This is a genomic window from Pseudomonas sp. UTLPPB19802 (genome assembly GCF_059730225.1).
On the sequence record NZ_AP048545.1, the window covers coordinates 4,062,141 to 4,075,402 of the forward strand.

A 13,262-nucleotide genomic window follows, 5' to 3' on the forward strand; every position below is an offset into this window, starting at 1 on the left:
CGGCTCCCACAATGACTGCGCTGGTCTCGGAAGACCGCGCCCCTCTGTAGGAGCGTGGCTTGCCCGCGAATAGACCCTCAAGTCTTGCCCGCAACCATAGAATCTCCCGCAGAGTTCGTGCAGGTTCACGGGTTTTGCGGCCAACCTCCGCCCAGCGCCTTGTAGAGCTGCACCAGGTTGGTCGACACACTGGTCGAACTGTCCGCCAGCTCGCTCTGGTTGGCGATCAGCGCACGCTGTACACCCAGCACGTTGATGAAGTCGACCGCACCTTCCTTGTAGCGCTGCCGGGCACTGGCCAGGGCGATCCGGTTCTGTTTCACCGCTTCCTCCAGGGCTGCATGATGACGCTGTTCGGCGCTGTAGTCGGTCAGTGCATTGTCCACTTCATGCCAGGCGCCGAGCACCGTGCGCTGGTAGTTCAAGGCGGCTTCCTGCTGCTGGTGTTCGCGCAGTTCGAGAGTCCCGGTCAGGCGTCCGCCCTGGAAGATCGGCAGGTACAGGCTGGGGCCGAAGCTCCATTGCCGCGAGCCCCAGCTGCCGATATCCGAACCTTGCAGCGCCTGGAAACCAAAGCCGCCGCCGAGGCTGACCCGCGGATAGAAATCGGCCTTGGCCACGCCGATCGCGGCGGTGGCGCGGTGCAGCGCGGCTTCGGCCTGCTGGATGTCCGGGCGCCGTTGCGCCAGCTCCGACGGCAAGCCGACCGGAACCTGGAGCGGTGGCAGGGGAATTGCCGCCGGCGGTGACAGCCTCGCACTCAGGCTGCCTGGTTGCTCGCCAAGCAGATAGCTCAGCGCGTTGATCAAGTGCGCCTGCTGCGCTTCGAGCAGCGGCAGGCGGGCTTCGATGTCGGCGACCTGGGCGGCGGCATTGGCCGTGTCGAGCTGGGTGGTCACGCCGTTGTCGTAGCGGGTCTGGGTCAGGTCGCGGCTCTGCCGGGCGATATCGAGGTTCTGTCGGGCGACCTGCAGGCGCGCCTGGGTACCGCGCAGGCGCAGGTAGTCATTGGCGGTCTCCGCGGCGACGCTGAGCAACACACCGTCGCGCTGGGCGCGGCTGAGGTCGACCGCCGCATCGGCGCCCTCCAGGCCCCGCCGTACATGGCCCCACAGGTCGACCTCCCAGCTGGCATCGAGGCCCAGGCTCCACAGGTCGAAGGGCGACTTGCCGCTGTTGCCCGAGGAGTCCATCAGGCCGACGGCGCTGTTGCGCTTGCGCTGGTAGCCGCCGTTGGCCGCCACGCCGGGCAGTTGATCGCCACCGGCGACCTGGCGGGCGGCGCGGCTTTGCAGCAGGCGCTCATTGGCGGTGCGCACGTCGAAGTTGGCCTGGGCGGCGCGTTCGACCAGCTCACTCAGCAACGGGTCGTTGAATTGTCGCCACCAGTTGGCGTCGAGGGCCTTGGCCGCGGTGTTGCTGCGCACATCTTGCGCGGCGCCGGTCCAGGTCTCTGGCAGTGTCGGGGCGGGCCTGGAGAAATCCGGGCCTACGCTGCAGGCGCCAAGCCCGGCGAAGGCCAGCAGGCAAAGGTAGCCGCGCATCCTAACGGCTCTCCTGGGTGATGACCCGGGCGATCACCGACATGCCCACCCGCAGTTCGTCCAGGCCTGGTTGGTCATGGTCGAAGACGATTTTCACCGGAATCCGCTGGACCACCTTGGTGAAGTTGCCGGTGGCGTTGTCCGGGGCAATGGCGGAGAAGCTCAGGCCGGTGGCTGGCGCGAGGCTGTCGATATGGCCGGTGTAGGTGTGGTCGGGGAAGCTGTCGATGGCGATGTCGACGGCCTGGTTCGGCTGCATGTGGGCCAGTTGGGTTTCGCGGAAGTTGGCGACGACGTAGGCGTCCTTGACCGGGACCACCGCCAGGACAGCCTTGCCCGGCGCGACATAGGCACCGACACGGACACTGCGCTGGCCGACCACGCCATTGTGGGGAGCGACAATGCGGGTATAGGACACATCCAGGTCGGCCTTGAGCAGCGTGGCACGGGCTTGTTCCGCCGCCGCGTGGGCCATTTCCAGGCGCGCCTTGAGCACTTCCTGATTCTTCTGTTGTTCCAGCTTGGCTGCGGCGTCGTGGTCGAGCACGGCCTGCCAGCGGGCCAGTTCGGCGTCAGACTTCTGTTGCTCCTCGCGGGTACCGGCGCCGGCGCTGGAAAGGTTGCGATAACGCTGGGCGTTGGCTTGCGCAAATTTCAGCGAGGCCACTGTCGAGCGCAGGGTTGCGTCGGCCTGGGTGATCAGGGTTGCCTGGCGCTCGAGTTCCGCCGCCAGGTTCTTCACCTGGGCCTGGGCGGCATTGACTGCGGCGATGGCGGCGGCCTGCGCGGCCTGGTAGTCGCGGGCATCGATTTCCAGCAGCAGTTGACCGGCCTTGACCGGTTCGTTGTCGGCCACCGCGACCTTGCTCACCACGCCGGCGATTTGCGGGGCGACCAGCACCGAGTCGGCGGTGATCCGGGCATCGTCGGTCGTCTGTGTGCCGTCGTTGTGCAGCAGGTGGTAGCCGCTGTACGCGGCGATCAGGAGGACGGCACCCCCGACCAGGCTGAGAGAGAGTTTCGGTTTCATGGCATTTTTGGCGCTTGAGGGGGGAAAGGACGGGTTGGCAGGGTCAGCAGCAGAATCGCCAGGATCGCGATCAGCCCGAGCATGGCCAGGAAGGCATCGCTGAAGCTCAGGACAAAAGCCTGCTCACGCAGGCGCGCGGCCATGCTGGCGAGCGGCTGCTCGTCGAGCAGCGGTGCCAGCGCCTGTTGGCTGGAAGCCCACTGGTCGACCAGGGTGTTGGAGTGCAGGTGCTGGCGGGCGGTGATGAAATTTTCCAGCAGCACCGCGCCAATCACTGAAGACAGCCCACGCAGCGAATTGACCATGGCCGAGGCGAAGGGGCCTTCGATGGGCTGGATCACGCCGGTGGCGATCATCAGCAACGGCACGACGATCATGGGCTGGCCAACGGTCTGCAGCAGTTGCAGCGGATAGAAGTCTTCGCGCACCCAGGCGCTGGTCAGTTGCGTGCCACCGAGGCAGGCCAGGGTCATCAGCAGCAGGCCGCAGGCGATCACGTAGCGCGAGTCGACCCAGTTGCGGTTGATCACGGTGGCGACCAGCGGTGCCAGCAGCAATTGCGGCAGGGCGATCAACAGGGCCAGCGGCATGGTCTGCTCGGCACGGTAGCCCTGGATATGCCCCAGGTAGTTGGCGGGCAGGGCGACGCCGGTCATCGAGAGCATGACGAACAACGCCAGGGTGGCGATGCCATAGGCGAAGTTGCGCCGCTCCAGCAGTTGCACCTTGAACAGCGGCAACGGATGGAACCACTCGTTGAGCAGGAACAGCGGCAGGCAGACGGCTGCGCCACCCAGCAACAGGCAGATCAGCGGCGAGGCGAACCAGTCGAGGCGTTCGCCCTGCAGCAGGCCGATCACCAGCATGGCCAGGCCGCCACAACCGAGCAGTGCGCCGCGCCAGTCGGCCTGCTTGAAACGCTCCAGGCGCAGCGGGTCCTGCGGGATGCCGTAGGCGATGAAGGCGGTGGCGAGCAGACAGCAGGGGGCGATTTGCCAGAACACCAGGCGCCAGTCGAGGTTTTCGGTCCAGGTGGCGGCCAGCGGCAGGGAAATATTCGGGCCGAAGGTAGCCGTGAGCGCATAGGCCGACAGCCCGTAGAGCTTGTAGTGCCAGGGCAGGAAGCGCAGGGCCACGGTCATCAGCAGTGGCGGCAGGGCACCACCGGCCAGGCCTTGCAGCACGCGCAGCAGCAACAACGCTTCCAGGTTCGGGGCCAGGGGGCAGAGCACGCCGAAAAAGCCGAAGGCCAGGGTCATGGCCATGGCGAAGCGCCGCAGGGAGAAGGTCACCGCCAGCCAGGGTGCGATCAGCATCGCCGAGACTTCCGCCGCTGCATACAATGCGCTGATCCAGGTGCCTTCGTCATGACCGATGCCGAACGCCCCCAGCACATCCCGTAGCGCCAGTTCGGTGACCCGGTCGTTGATACCCGAGGTCAAGGCGGCGATCAGCACGCCGACCAGTCCAATAATCAGGCGCCGGTCGAAGGGAACGGCCACGGGTGGCCCAGGGGGAGGGGACAGCATGCACGCAAATCCTTTGAAAGGCGGTTGCGCGAAAACGTCACCGCAAGCAATATTTCGGTACACTGTACCAGTGAGCGGTACATAGGAGCAATATTGATGTCAGTCCCTGAAACCGAACGTGGGGGTATCCAGGTGATCAGCCGGGCAGCCGCCATCCTGCGCTGCCTGGAAGATGAGCCGGACGGCTTGAGCCTGGGCGCGATCGCCAAGCGTATCGAACTGCCGCGCTCGACGGTCCAGCGCCTGGTGGATGCCCTGGCCCAGGAGCAATTGCTGGAAATCCAGGGGCCGGCCGGCGTGCGCCTGGGCCCGGCGCTGATGCGGCTGGCGTCCCATAGCCATATCGATGTGACACAGAAGGCCCGGCCTTACCTGGAGCAACTGTCGCGCGAGACCGGCGAGACTGTGGTGTTGCTGCATGCCAGTGGTGCCGAGTTGCTGATCCTGCAGATGGCGGTGTCCAACCAGCCGTTGCGGGTAGTGCCGGATGCCACGTCGTTCCTGACCATGCACGCCACCTCCGGCGGCAAGGTGCTGCTGGCGCGGATGAGTGACGAGGCGGTGGTGCAACTGCTGGGCAAGCAACTCAAGAGCCTGACACCGAGTACCAAGACCCATTGGCCGGACCTGCTGGCGGAACTGGCAGAGGTAAGGCGTACGGGAGTGGCGTTCGATGCCGACGGGCATATGCCGGGCGTGAGTGCCATGGGGGTCGAGCTGGTGATCGAGCAGAGCGCCTACGCGCTGTGCGTGGTGGCGCCGACGGCGCGGCTTGAAATGACCCGTGAGGCGGTCAAGGAACGCTTGCTGGCGACGCAGAAGGCCATGCTCAAGGCTTTCGACAATCGTTGAGTTCGACGGTCACGGGAGATCTTCGAGACCTGTTCGCGGGCAAGCCCTGCTCCTACAAATAGAGGTCGTTCACAATGCTGCGCACACCATCGAACTGTAGGAGCAGGGCTTGCCCGCGAACGGGCCCTGAACCGTCCCCATCCCCATCAGTTGTTGAAGTTGCAGGCATCCGACAGCTTGCGGTAGCTCACATTCTCGACCTTCCCGGCCTTGTCGACGAACTTCATGTCGGCATTGACCACCTTGCATTCCGCAGTGGGCTGCTCGGTCATTGAGAGGACCTTGTCGATATTCAGCGGCATGCCGTAGTGGTAGGGCACGGCCTGGGTGGTGCCAGCGGTGTCGGCCTGGGCCATGCCAGCGAAGGCGCCCAGTGCCAGGGCGCCAGTGATCAGCAACGTACGAAATTTCATGATCTTTCTCCGAATCAGCCTGGATTTCGTTCAACCATCAATGTGTTGAACCCGCCGCGCAGGGCGGCAGAAGGAATCTGCGCTGACGCGGTCGATCTCACTTTCCATGGGCGCGATTAACGCCTAATTAAGTGTAGAACTTTTTATTAGGTAGCTAACGGATTGGCTGGGCGCCATTCACCGGGATGCAAGGGAAAGTCCATACGGAAATTGATGTCAAAAACACATCGCCTGCTGCTAGAATCCGCCGTCGACTGTCGGTAGAGTCAAAAAAACGACAGCGATCTCTGTATTTGACTTGGGGGGATCAGCATGGCCAAGGGCTTTGCGTTGTACATGGCCGGCATGGCTGCGGTGTTGCTGGTATTCGCGGCGGTCATGATAACGGTGCTTCAGTAGCCTGAAGCACACGCTGTAATAAACAGGCGGTTGCAGCTCGATATCAGCGCTGGGCGCTCAGGGGGCGTACGCCGATCGGGAACAACTGGTCGGTCAGTTCCTTGAGCTTGTTGTCGGCGTTGATGAACTTGTCCATGCGGAACGACCCGCTCCTGGAATTGTAGCTCGCCGAGCCGACTTCCCGGCCATACTGGTAGACCTTGATCTCCACCTCGGACAGATACAGCGCCATGTCCCAACTCCAGCGCCCCAGCAGGGTGCTGCTCAAGGGGCAGCTTTGCGGGTTGCTCACGCTGGGTAGCACTTCCACGGTAAAACCCTTGCCCCTCAGGGCGTTGCCATAGGCTTCGGTAAACGACTCACGCACTCCATCGGCGGGAATCACACAGATCCGCGCGGCGGGGTTGGCGGCAAAATCGACTGGGGTAACCTGCTGCTTGATACTGCAGCCGGCGATGAGCGTAATGAAACAAAGCAGAAACAGGGAACGCATCGCGACATCCATGTAGGCCCGAGGGGCGGTGGGAAGAGGGCGGTATGCTAGCCGTTTGCCTTGGTGGAGCAAAGCAAAAGCCTGTGCTCAGAACCGTATCTTGTGTGGGATCTTCCGGCTTTTCGCGGGCTTGCCCGAGTTGCTCTTGCTCTTGCTCTGCAACGCGCGCCACTTTGGGGCCTTGGTCCCCACCCCTCGTTGCTTTCCGTAGCACTCACTTTGCGCCACCTCCCGTGACAGCATTTCCCTTGAAAAACCTATCTCTCTGATTTTTCTGAATTTTACCGTAACGGTTACCGAGTGCTATTTCCTATGGCACACTTTCTGCTGTCTATTCCGTTGTTACATACCAAGTTCCGCTATAGCGGAATACAAATCATCGGAGTGCAACGTCATGCAACGCGTACCTTCCTTGTTCAAAGCCTGTGCTTTCATTCTGGCCGCCACGGCGGTTGCGGTCGGGACGGCCCAGGCCGCTGACAGCAAGCTCGACAGCGTGCTCAAGCGCGGTCACCTGATCGTCGGCACCGGTAGCACCAACGCGCCTTGGCACTTCCAGGGCGCGGACGGCAAGTTGCAGGGCTTCGATATCGATATCGGCGGCATGATCGCCAAGGGCCTGTTCAATGACGCGAGCAAGGTCGAATACGTGGTGCAGTCTTCCGATGCGCGGATCCCCAACCTGCTGACCGACAAGGTCGATATCAGTTGCCAGTTCATCACCGTGACCGCCAGCCGTGCCCAGCAGGTAGCGTTCACCCTGCCGTACTACCGCGAGGGCGTCGGCCTGCTGTTGCCGAACAACAGCAAATACAAGGAAATCGACGACCTCAAGGCCGCTGGCGACAAGGTCACCGTGGCTGTGCTGCAGAACGTCTATGCCGAGGAACTGGTGCACCAGGCATTGCCCCAGGCCAAGGTCGACCAGTACGACAGCGTCGACCTGATGTACCAGGCCGTGAACTCCGGTCGCGCCGATGCCGCCGCCACCGACCAGTCCTCGGTCAAGTACCTGATGGTGCAGAACCCAGGGCGCTACCGCAGCCCGGCCTACGCCTGGAGCCCGCAGACCTACGCGTGTGCGGTCAAGCGCGGCGACCAGGACTGGCTGAACTTCGTCAACACTGCGCTGCATGAGTCGATGACCGGTGTCGAGTTCCCGACCTACGCCGCTTCCTTCAAGAAGTGGTTCGGCGTGGACCTGCCGACCCCGGAAATCGGTTTCCCCGTCGAATTCAAGTGATCCCTCCAGGGCAGGGCGCCGCGTGCGGTGCCCTGTCGAAGGTACTGTGAACCATGAACTATCAGTTGAATTTTGCCGCTGTCTGGCGCGACTTTCCCAGTCTGCTGGCGGGGCTCGGGCTGGGCCTGGAACTGGCGCTGGTGTCGATCGCCATCGGCTGCGCGATTGGCCTGATGATGGCGTTTGCCCTGCTCAGCAAGCATCGCGCCTTGCGGGTGCTGGCGTCGGTGTATGTCACGGTGATCCGCAACACGCCGATCCTGGTGCTGATCCTGTTGATCTATTTCGCCATGCCGAGCCTGGGCATCCGCCTGGACAAGATCCCCTCGTTCATCATCACCCTGTCGCTGTATGCCGGGGCCTATCTGACCGAAGTGTTTCGTGCTGGCCTGCTGAGCATCCCCAAGGGCCAGCGCGAGGCCGGCCTGGCGATCGGCCTGGGCGAGTGGCAGGTGCGTGCCTATATCACCGTGCCGGTGATGCTGCGCAACGTGTTGCCAGCACTGTCCAACAACTTCATCTCGCTGTTCAAGGACACCTCCCTGGCCGCGGCCATCGCCGTGCCGGAGCTGACCTATTACGCCCGCAAGATCAATGTGGAGAGCTACCGGGTGATCGAGACCTGGATGGTCACCACCGTGCTCTACGTGGCCGCCTGTTACCTCATTGCCCTGATGCTGCGTCAGCTCGAACAGCGTCTGGCGATTCGCCGCTAGGAGCTTGTCATGTACGAATCCCCCAGTTGGCTGCATGAGTTATGGATCGCCCGGGAGCCGCTATGGCAGGGCTTCTTGACCAGCGTGCAGTGCTCGGCCCTGGCGATTGTCTGCGGTACGCTGATCGGCATCGTCGCCGGGCTGGTGCTGACCTACGGCAATATCTGGATACGCCTGCCGTTCCGGCTGTATGTCGACCTGATCCGCGGTACCCCGGTGTTCGTCCTGGTGCTGGCCTGTTTCTACATGGCGCCGGCCCTGGGTTGGCAGATCAGTGCGTTCCAGGCCGGTGCCCTGGGCCTGACGCTGTTCTGCGGCTCCCATGTCGCCGAGATCGTCCGCGGCTCGCTGCAAGCCATTCCCCGTGGGCAGATGGAAGCCAGCCAGGCCATCGGCCTGACCTTCTTCCAGGCCTTGGGCTACGTGCTGTTGCCCCAGGCCTTGCGGCAGATCCTGCCGACCTGGGTCAACTCGTCCACCGAGATCGTCAAGGCTTCGACCCTGTTGTCGGTGATCGGCGTCGCCGAGCTGCTGCTCAGCACCCAACAGGTCATTGCCCGGACCTTCATGACCCTGGAGTTCTACCTGTTCGCCGGGTTCTTGTTCTTCATCATCAACTACGCCATCGAACTGCTCGGTCGGCACATTGAAAAGCGGGTGGCGTTGCCATGATTGCGACAAACGACAAGCAGGCCCTGCTCAGCATTCGCGGGCTGCACAAGCAATACGGCCAGCTCGAGGTGCTCAAGGGTGTCGACCTGGACATGCAGCGCGGCAACGTGGTCACGCTGATCGGCTCCAGCGGTTCGGGCAAGACCACGCTGCTGCGCTGCGTGAACCTGCTGGAGGAGTTCCAGGGCGGGCAGATCACCCTTGATGGCGAGTCCATCGGCTACAGCGAGGTCGATGGCCGGCGCGTGCGCCATCCGGAGAAGATCATCGCCCAGCACCGGGCCATGACCGGCATGGCGTTCCAGCAGTTCAACCTGTTCCCGCACCTGACTGCGTTGCAGAACGTCACCCTCGGCCTGCTCAAGGTCAAGAAACTGCCCAAGGATCAGGCGGTGGCACTGGCGGAGAAATGGCTGGAGCGCGTCGGCCTTTTGCAGCGTCGCGATCACTATCCGGGGCAGTTGTCCGGTGGTCAGCAGCAGCGGGTGGCGATCGCGCGGGCGATTGCGATGAACCCGAGCCTGATGCTGTTCGACGAGGTGACCTCGGCGCTGGACCCGGAACTGGTCGGCGAAGTGCTGGCGGTGATCAAGGGACTGGCCGAGGAGGGCATGACCATGTTGCTGGTCACCCACGAAATGCGCTTTGCCTTCGAGGTGTCGGACAAGATCGTCTTCATGAACCAGGGGCGCATCGAGGAGCAGGGGCCACCCAAGGACCTGTTCGAGCGACCACAGTCGCCGCGCCTGGCGGAATTTCTCAGGAGCACCCGTTTTTAACTCTCATTCAAGGAGAACAGCATGAGCATTACTCGTTACGGCACTGGCAGCACCGCGGGTGGCGGGCAGCCGCGTCCTTTCGCCCGGGCCGTGGAAGCCGATGGCTGGCTGCACGTGTCCGGCCAGGTGCCGGCGGTGGAAGGTGAGATCATCCATGGCGGTATCGTCGAGCAGACCCGTCAGACCCTGAAGAACCTGGTCGCGATTCTCGAAGAAGCCGGTTATGGCCTGGAGGATGTGGTGCGGGTCGGGGTCTGGCTGGAGGACCCGCGGGACTTCTGGAGTTTCAACAAGGTGTTTGCCGAGTATTTCAAACCCGAGCACGCCCCGGCGCGGGCCTGCGTGCAGGCGAGCATGATGGTTGACTGCAAGGTCGAGATCGACTGTATCGCCTACAAGAAGAAGTGAACTGTGGGGCCCCTTCGCGGGCAAGCCCTGCTCCTACAGGTATATGTCGCACGCAACGCGTGTGCACTACGTGGTCCTGTAGGCGGGTGGCTTGCCCGCGAAGAGGCCCTAACGATCACCGCAACACTCTGGGTAAACTCCCCGGCAATTTTTCCATGGGATTGCACTGATCATGACCGAAGACACCATCAAGCGCCGCGCGAAAGGTCTGGACCGGGCGTTCGATATCCTCGATTACCTGAAGGAGGTTGGCCAGCCGCTGCGTCCCAACGATATTGCCAGTGGCGTCGGCAGCCCCAAGTCGACGGTCTACGAATTGGTGGCGTCGCTGCTGGAGCGGCGGATCCTGGAGCCGGTCGGCCAGGACGGCCATGTCTACCTCGGTCGCCAGCTGTACTTTCTCGGCCAGGCCCACCTGCGCCATTTCGACCTGAGCCGCGAGGCTGACCACGCCTTGCAGGAAATCGTCAGCCAGACCCGCGAAACGGCGCAGATGTGCCTGCTCAACGGGCGCAAGTACACGGTGGCGCTGATGAAGGAGGGCGAGCGGCATTTCCGTATTTCCTCGGACATCGGCGAGAACGCGCCGATTCCCTGGACCGCATCCGGCCGCCTGCTGCTGGCGCATCTGAGCGACCAGCAGATCGTCGACCTGATCGACCCGGACGATTTCATCCTGCCCGACGGCCAGCGCCTGCCGCTGGACGTGTTCCTCGGGGAGATCCGCCAGGCCGGGATCGACGGGTTCTTTTCCTTCGACAGTGTTGCCGACACCTTTACCCATTGCTTCGCCGCGCCGGTCAAGGACGAACGCGGCATCTGCATTGCCACCCTGTGCATCGTCGCGCCCAGGGCCGATGCGAAGAACAACTACCACGACTATCGCCGGGTGCTGATCGACAGCGCGAACAACCTGGCGCGTCGGATCAACGAATAGCAGCGGCTGCTCGCGGCCGCGTCATGAGGAGTCTGGAAAATGCCTGTGAACATTCCCTCGGTAGAAAAGGGTGCGGCCGCCATCGGCGCCCAGCTGATCAGTGACGTCAGCCTGCCGGCCCTGGTCCTGCACCGCGAAGCGCTGGAACACAACATCCGCTGGATGCAGGATTTCGTCGAACGCAGCGGTGCCGAGCTGGCACCCCATGGCAAGACCAGCATGGTCCCTGCGTTGTTCCAGCGCCAGCTGGCCCAGGGCGCCTGGGGGGTGACCCTGGCTACTGCGGTGCAGACCCGTGCCGCTTATGCCGCTGGTGTCCGGCGGGTGCTGATGGCGAACCAGTTGGTCGGCACCGCCAACATGGCGCTGATCGCCGAGCTGCTGGCTGATCCGCAGTTCGAGTTCCATTGCATGGTCGATCATCCGGACAACGTTGCTGCCCTGGGCGAGTTCTTCGCCGGTCGCGGGCTGAAGCTCAACGTGATGATCGAGTACGGCGTGGTCGGCGGCCGCTGTGGCTGTCGCAGCGAGCAGCAGGTGCTCGACCTGGCCCAAGCGATCCAGGCCCAGCCGGCACTGGTGTTGACCGGTATCGAAGGTTACGAAGGGGTGATCCACGGCGACCAGGCGGTCAGCGGCATTCGCGCCTTTGCCGGTTCGCTGGTGCGTCTGGCAGTGCAGTTGCAGGACGCTGGTGCCTTCGCCATCGACAAGCCGATCATCACCGCTTCCGGCTCGGCCTGGTACGACCTGATCGCCGAGGCGTTCAAGGCGCAGAATGCCGACGGGCGTTTTCTCAGTGTGCTGCGTCCGGGCAGTTATGTGGCCCATGACCACGGGATCTACAAGGAGGCGCAGTGCTGCGTGCTGGACCGCCGGGCCGACCTGCACGAGGGGCTGCGCCCGGCCATGGAGGTCTGGGCCCACGTGCAGTCGATGCCGGAGCCGGGCTTTGCGGTGGTCGCCCTGGGCAAGCGTGACGTGGCCTTCGATGCCGGCTTGCCGGTGCCGTTGCGGCGCTACAAGGCGGGGCAGGTGCCGGCAGAGGGCGAGGATGTCAGTGCCTGCAAGGTGACGGCGGTGATGGACCAGCATGCCTTCCTGAGCGTGGCGCCGGGGTGTGAGCTGCGGGTGGGGGATATCATCTCCTTTGGGACTTCCCATCCGTGCCTGACCTTTGACAAGTGGCGGGTGGGCTGCATTGTCGATGAGCAATTGCAGGTGGTCGAGACCTTCGAGACCTGTTTCTGACTTGAGATCGTTTCGCGGATTCATCCGCGAAGGGGCCGGACCTGACACCACGAGACTCCTTGCATGAGCACATTGACCCTACCGCCACCGCGCATCGCCCTGATCGGCGAATGCATGATCGAATTGCAACAACACGCCGATGGCAGCCTGCAGCAAAGCTTCGGCGGCGATACGCTGAACGCCGCCGTGTACCTTTGCCGCGAGCTGGCCGGGCGCGGTTCGGTGGACTACATCACCGCCCTCGGCGACGACAGCTTCAGTGACGCGATGTGCCGGATCTGGGTCGAGGAGGGCATTGGCCTGGACCTGGTCCAGCGCCTGCCCGGGCGCCTTCCCGGCCTGTATTGCATCCAGACCGACGAACACGGCGAGCGGCGTTTCCTGTACTGGCGCAACGAGGCGGCGGTCCGCGATTGCTTTACCACGCCAGCTGCCGCGCCGGTGTTGGCGGCGCTACCGGACTATGACGTGTTGTATTTCAGCGGTATCACCCTGGCGGTGCTCGGCGAACTCGGCCGCGAAAAGCTGAAGGAAGTGCTGCGCCAGGCTCGCGAAGGCGATACCCGGGTGGTCTTCGACAACAACTACCGGCCACGACTGTGGGCGAGTGTCGAACAGGCGCGAGCGGCCTACCTTTCGGTGTTGCCGTATGTCGACATGGCCCTGTTGACCCAGGAGGACGAGCAGGTGCTATTCGGTCATGCAGGCGCTGAAGCGGTGTTCACGGCCTACGCGCAGATCGGTATCCCGGAAGTGGTGCTCAAGCGTGGTGCCGAGAGCTGCCTGATCCGTTGCGAAGGTGAGGCGTTCGAGGTGCCGGCGCAGAAGGTCGAGCAGGTGGTGGATACCACCGCCGCTGGCGACTCGTTCAGTGCCGCCTACCTGGCTTGCCGATTGACCGGCGGCAAGCCACAGGCTGCGGCACTGGCTGGGCATCGGCTGGCCAGTCGGGTGATCCAGGTACGTGGAGCCCTGATTCCCAAGGAATGAGTCGCC

The 13,262-nt window shown here is 63.4% G+C and carries 14 protein-coding genes; 9 read left to right on the forward strand and 5 right to left on the reverse strand.

Features of this window, described 5'->3' with window-relative positions; all coding sequences use genetic code 11:
- Positions 1-125: 125 nt before the first annotated feature.
- The 3 genes from AC6I6U_RS17995 to AC6I6U_RS18005 are packed head-to-tail and all read right to left on the reverse strand — an operon-like array spanning position 126 to position 4,103.
- Positions 126-1,544 carry an efflux transporter outer membrane subunit gene (locus AC6I6U_RS17995; RefSeq protein ID WP_497877382.1) on the reverse strand — a complete coding sequence of 473 codons (1,419 nt, stop codon included), beginning with the start codon at positions 1,542-1,544 and terminating at the stop codon, positions 126-128.
- A gap of 1 nt (position 1,545) precedes the next feature.
- Positions 1,546-2,574 (reverse strand): HlyD family secretion protein, encoded by a 1,029-nt coding sequence (locus AC6I6U_RS18000; protein WP_497877383.1) that lies wholly within the window; start codon positions 2,572-2,574, stop codon positions 1,546-1,548.
- Complete coding sequence (locus AC6I6U_RS18005) at positions 2,571-4,103, reverse strand: MFS transporter (protein WP_497877384.1); 1,533 nt, start codon at positions 4,101-4,103, stop codon at positions 2,571-2,573. The genes AC6I6U_RS18000 and AC6I6U_RS18005 overlap by 4 nt, the downstream gene beginning before the upstream one ends.
- 96 nt (positions 4,104-4,199) lie before the next feature.
- On the opposite strand from AC6I6U_RS18005, the gene AC6I6U_RS18010 reads away from it, so the two are divergent.
- On the forward strand, positions 4,200-4,955 hold the full coding sequence (locus AC6I6U_RS18010) for an IclR family transcriptional regulator (RefSeq protein WP_497877385.1): 756 nt from the start codon (positions 4,200-4,202) through the stop codon (positions 4,953-4,955).
- A 146-nt stretch (positions 4,956-5,101) separates the two neighbouring features.
- On the opposite strand, the gene AC6I6U_RS18015 is transcribed toward AC6I6U_RS18010, so the two are convergent.
- Together AC6I6U_RS18015 and AC6I6U_RS18020 are read right to left on the reverse strand one after the other, a co-directional pair.
- Complete coding sequence (locus AC6I6U_RS18015) at positions 5,102-5,368, reverse strand: DUF2790 domain-containing protein (protein ID WP_497877386.1); 267 nt, start codon at positions 5,366-5,368, stop codon at positions 5,102-5,104.
- Positions 5,369-5,810: 442 nt separating this feature from the next.
- Positions 5,811-6,260 (reverse strand): Sbal_3080 family lipoprotein, encoded by a 450-nt coding sequence (locus AC6I6U_RS18020; protein ID WP_497877387.1) that lies wholly within the window; start codon positions 6,258-6,260, stop codon positions 5,811-5,813.
- Positions 6,261-6,654: 394 nt separating this feature from the next.
- On the opposite strand from AC6I6U_RS18020, the gene AC6I6U_RS18025 reads away from it, so the two are divergent.
- The 8 genes from AC6I6U_RS18025 (at position 6,655) to AC6I6U_RS18060 (ending at position 13,256) form a co-directional block, all read left to right on the forward strand.
- Complete coding sequence (locus AC6I6U_RS18025; RefSeq protein WP_497877388.1) at positions 6,655-7,503, forward strand: transporter substrate-binding protein; 849 nt, start codon at positions 6,655-6,657, stop codon at positions 7,501-7,503.
- A gap of 53 nt (positions 7,504-7,556) precedes the next feature.
- Positions 7,557-8,219: an amino acid ABC transporter permease gene (locus AC6I6U_RS18030; RefSeq protein ID WP_497877389.1), complete on the forward strand. Its 663-nt coding sequence runs from the start codon at positions 7,557-7,559 to the stop codon at positions 8,217-8,219.
- 9 nt (positions 8,220-8,228) lie between these two features.
- On the forward strand, positions 8,229-8,891 hold the full coding sequence (locus tag AC6I6U_RS18035; protein WP_497877390.1) for an amino acid ABC transporter permease: 663 nt from the start codon (positions 8,229-8,231) through the stop codon (positions 8,889-8,891).
- Complete coding sequence (locus tag AC6I6U_RS18040) at positions 8,888-9,670, forward strand: amino acid ABC transporter ATP-binding protein (protein WP_497877391.1); 783 nt, start codon at positions 8,888-8,890, stop codon at positions 9,668-9,670. The genes AC6I6U_RS18035 and AC6I6U_RS18040 overlap by 4 nt, the downstream gene beginning before the upstream one ends.
- Positions 9,671-9,691: 21 nt before the next feature.
- Positions 9,692-10,078 (forward strand): RidA family protein, encoded by a 387-nt coding sequence (locus tag AC6I6U_RS18045; RefSeq protein ID WP_497877392.1) that lies wholly within the window; start codon positions 9,692-9,694, stop codon positions 10,076-10,078.
- 172 nt (positions 10,079-10,250) lie between these two features.
- The gene (locus AC6I6U_RS18050) at positions 10,251-11,015 is read left to right on the forward strand and encodes an IclR family transcriptional regulator (protein ID WP_497877393.1); all 765 of its coding nucleotides are present in this window, start codon (positions 10,251-10,253) and stop codon (positions 11,013-11,015) included.
- A gap of 39 nt (positions 11,016-11,054) precedes the next feature.
- Positions 11,055-12,266 (forward strand): amino acid deaminase, encoded by a 1,212-nt coding sequence (locus tag AC6I6U_RS18055; protein ID WP_497877394.1) that lies wholly within the window; start codon positions 11,055-11,057, stop codon positions 12,264-12,266.
- Between the two features lie 63 nt (positions 12,267-12,329).
- Positions 12,330-13,256 carry a sugar kinase gene (locus AC6I6U_RS18060; RefSeq protein WP_497877395.1) on the forward strand — a complete coding sequence of 309 codons (927 nt, stop codon included), beginning with the start codon at positions 12,330-12,332 and terminating at the stop codon, positions 13,254-13,256.
- The last annotated feature ends 6 nt before the right edge of the window (positions 13,257-13,262 follow it).

What these genes read in the sequence shown, in the direction of transcription:
- AC6I6U_RS17995 (WP_497877382.1), bottom strand. Translation starts at nt 1,544, where the DNA reads ATGCGCGGCTACCTTTGCCTGCTGGCCTTCGCCGGGCTTGGCGCCTGC.
- AC6I6U_RS18000 (WP_497877383.1), bottom strand. Translation starts at nt 2,574, where the DNA reads ATGAAACCGAAACTCTCTCTCAGCCTGGTCGGGGGTGCCGTCCTCCTG.
- AC6I6U_RS18005 (WP_497877384.1), bottom strand. Translation starts at nt 4,103, where the DNA reads ATGCTGTCCCCTCCCCCTGGGCCACCCGTGGCCGTTCCCTTCGACCGG.
- AC6I6U_RS18010 (WP_497877385.1), top strand. Translation starts at nt 4,200, where the DNA reads ATGTCAGTCCCTGAAACCGAACGTGGGGGTATCCAGGTGATCAGCCGG.
- AC6I6U_RS18015 (WP_497877386.1), bottom strand. Translation starts at nt 5,368, where the DNA reads ATGAAATTTCGTACGTTGCTGATCACTGGCGCCCTGGCACTGGGCGCC.
- AC6I6U_RS18020 (WP_497877387.1), bottom strand. Translation starts at nt 6,260, where the DNA reads ATGCGTTCCCTGTTTCTGCTTTGTTTCATTACGCTCATCGCCGGCTGC.
- AC6I6U_RS18025 (WP_497877388.1), top strand. Translation starts at nt 6,655, where the DNA reads ATGCAACGCGTACCTTCCTTGTTCAAAGCCTGTGCTTTCATTCTGGCC.
- AC6I6U_RS18030 (WP_497877389.1), top strand. Translation starts at nt 7,557, where the DNA reads ATGAACTATCAGTTGAATTTTGCCGCTGTCTGGCGCGACTTTCCCAGT.
- AC6I6U_RS18035 (WP_497877390.1), top strand. Translation starts at nt 8,229, where the DNA reads ATGTACGAATCCCCCAGTTGGCTGCATGAGTTATGGATCGCCCGGGAG.
- AC6I6U_RS18040 (WP_497877391.1), top strand. Translation starts at nt 8,888, where the DNA reads ATGATTGCGACAAACGACAAGCAGGCCCTGCTCAGCATTCGCGGGCTG.
- AC6I6U_RS18045 (WP_497877392.1), top strand. Translation starts at nt 9,692, where the DNA reads ATGAGCATTACTCGTTACGGCACTGGCAGCACCGCGGGTGGCGGGCAG.
- AC6I6U_RS18050 (WP_497877393.1), top strand. Translation starts at nt 10,251, where the DNA reads ATGACCGAAGACACCATCAAGCGCCGCGCGAAAGGTCTGGACCGGGCG.
- AC6I6U_RS18055 (WP_497877394.1), top strand. Translation starts at nt 11,055, where the DNA reads ATGCCTGTGAACATTCCCTCGGTAGAAAAGGGTGCGGCCGCCATCGGC.
- AC6I6U_RS18060 (WP_497877395.1), top strand. Translation starts at nt 12,330, where the DNA reads ATGAGCACATTGACCCTACCGCCACCGCGCATCGCCCTGATCGGCGAA.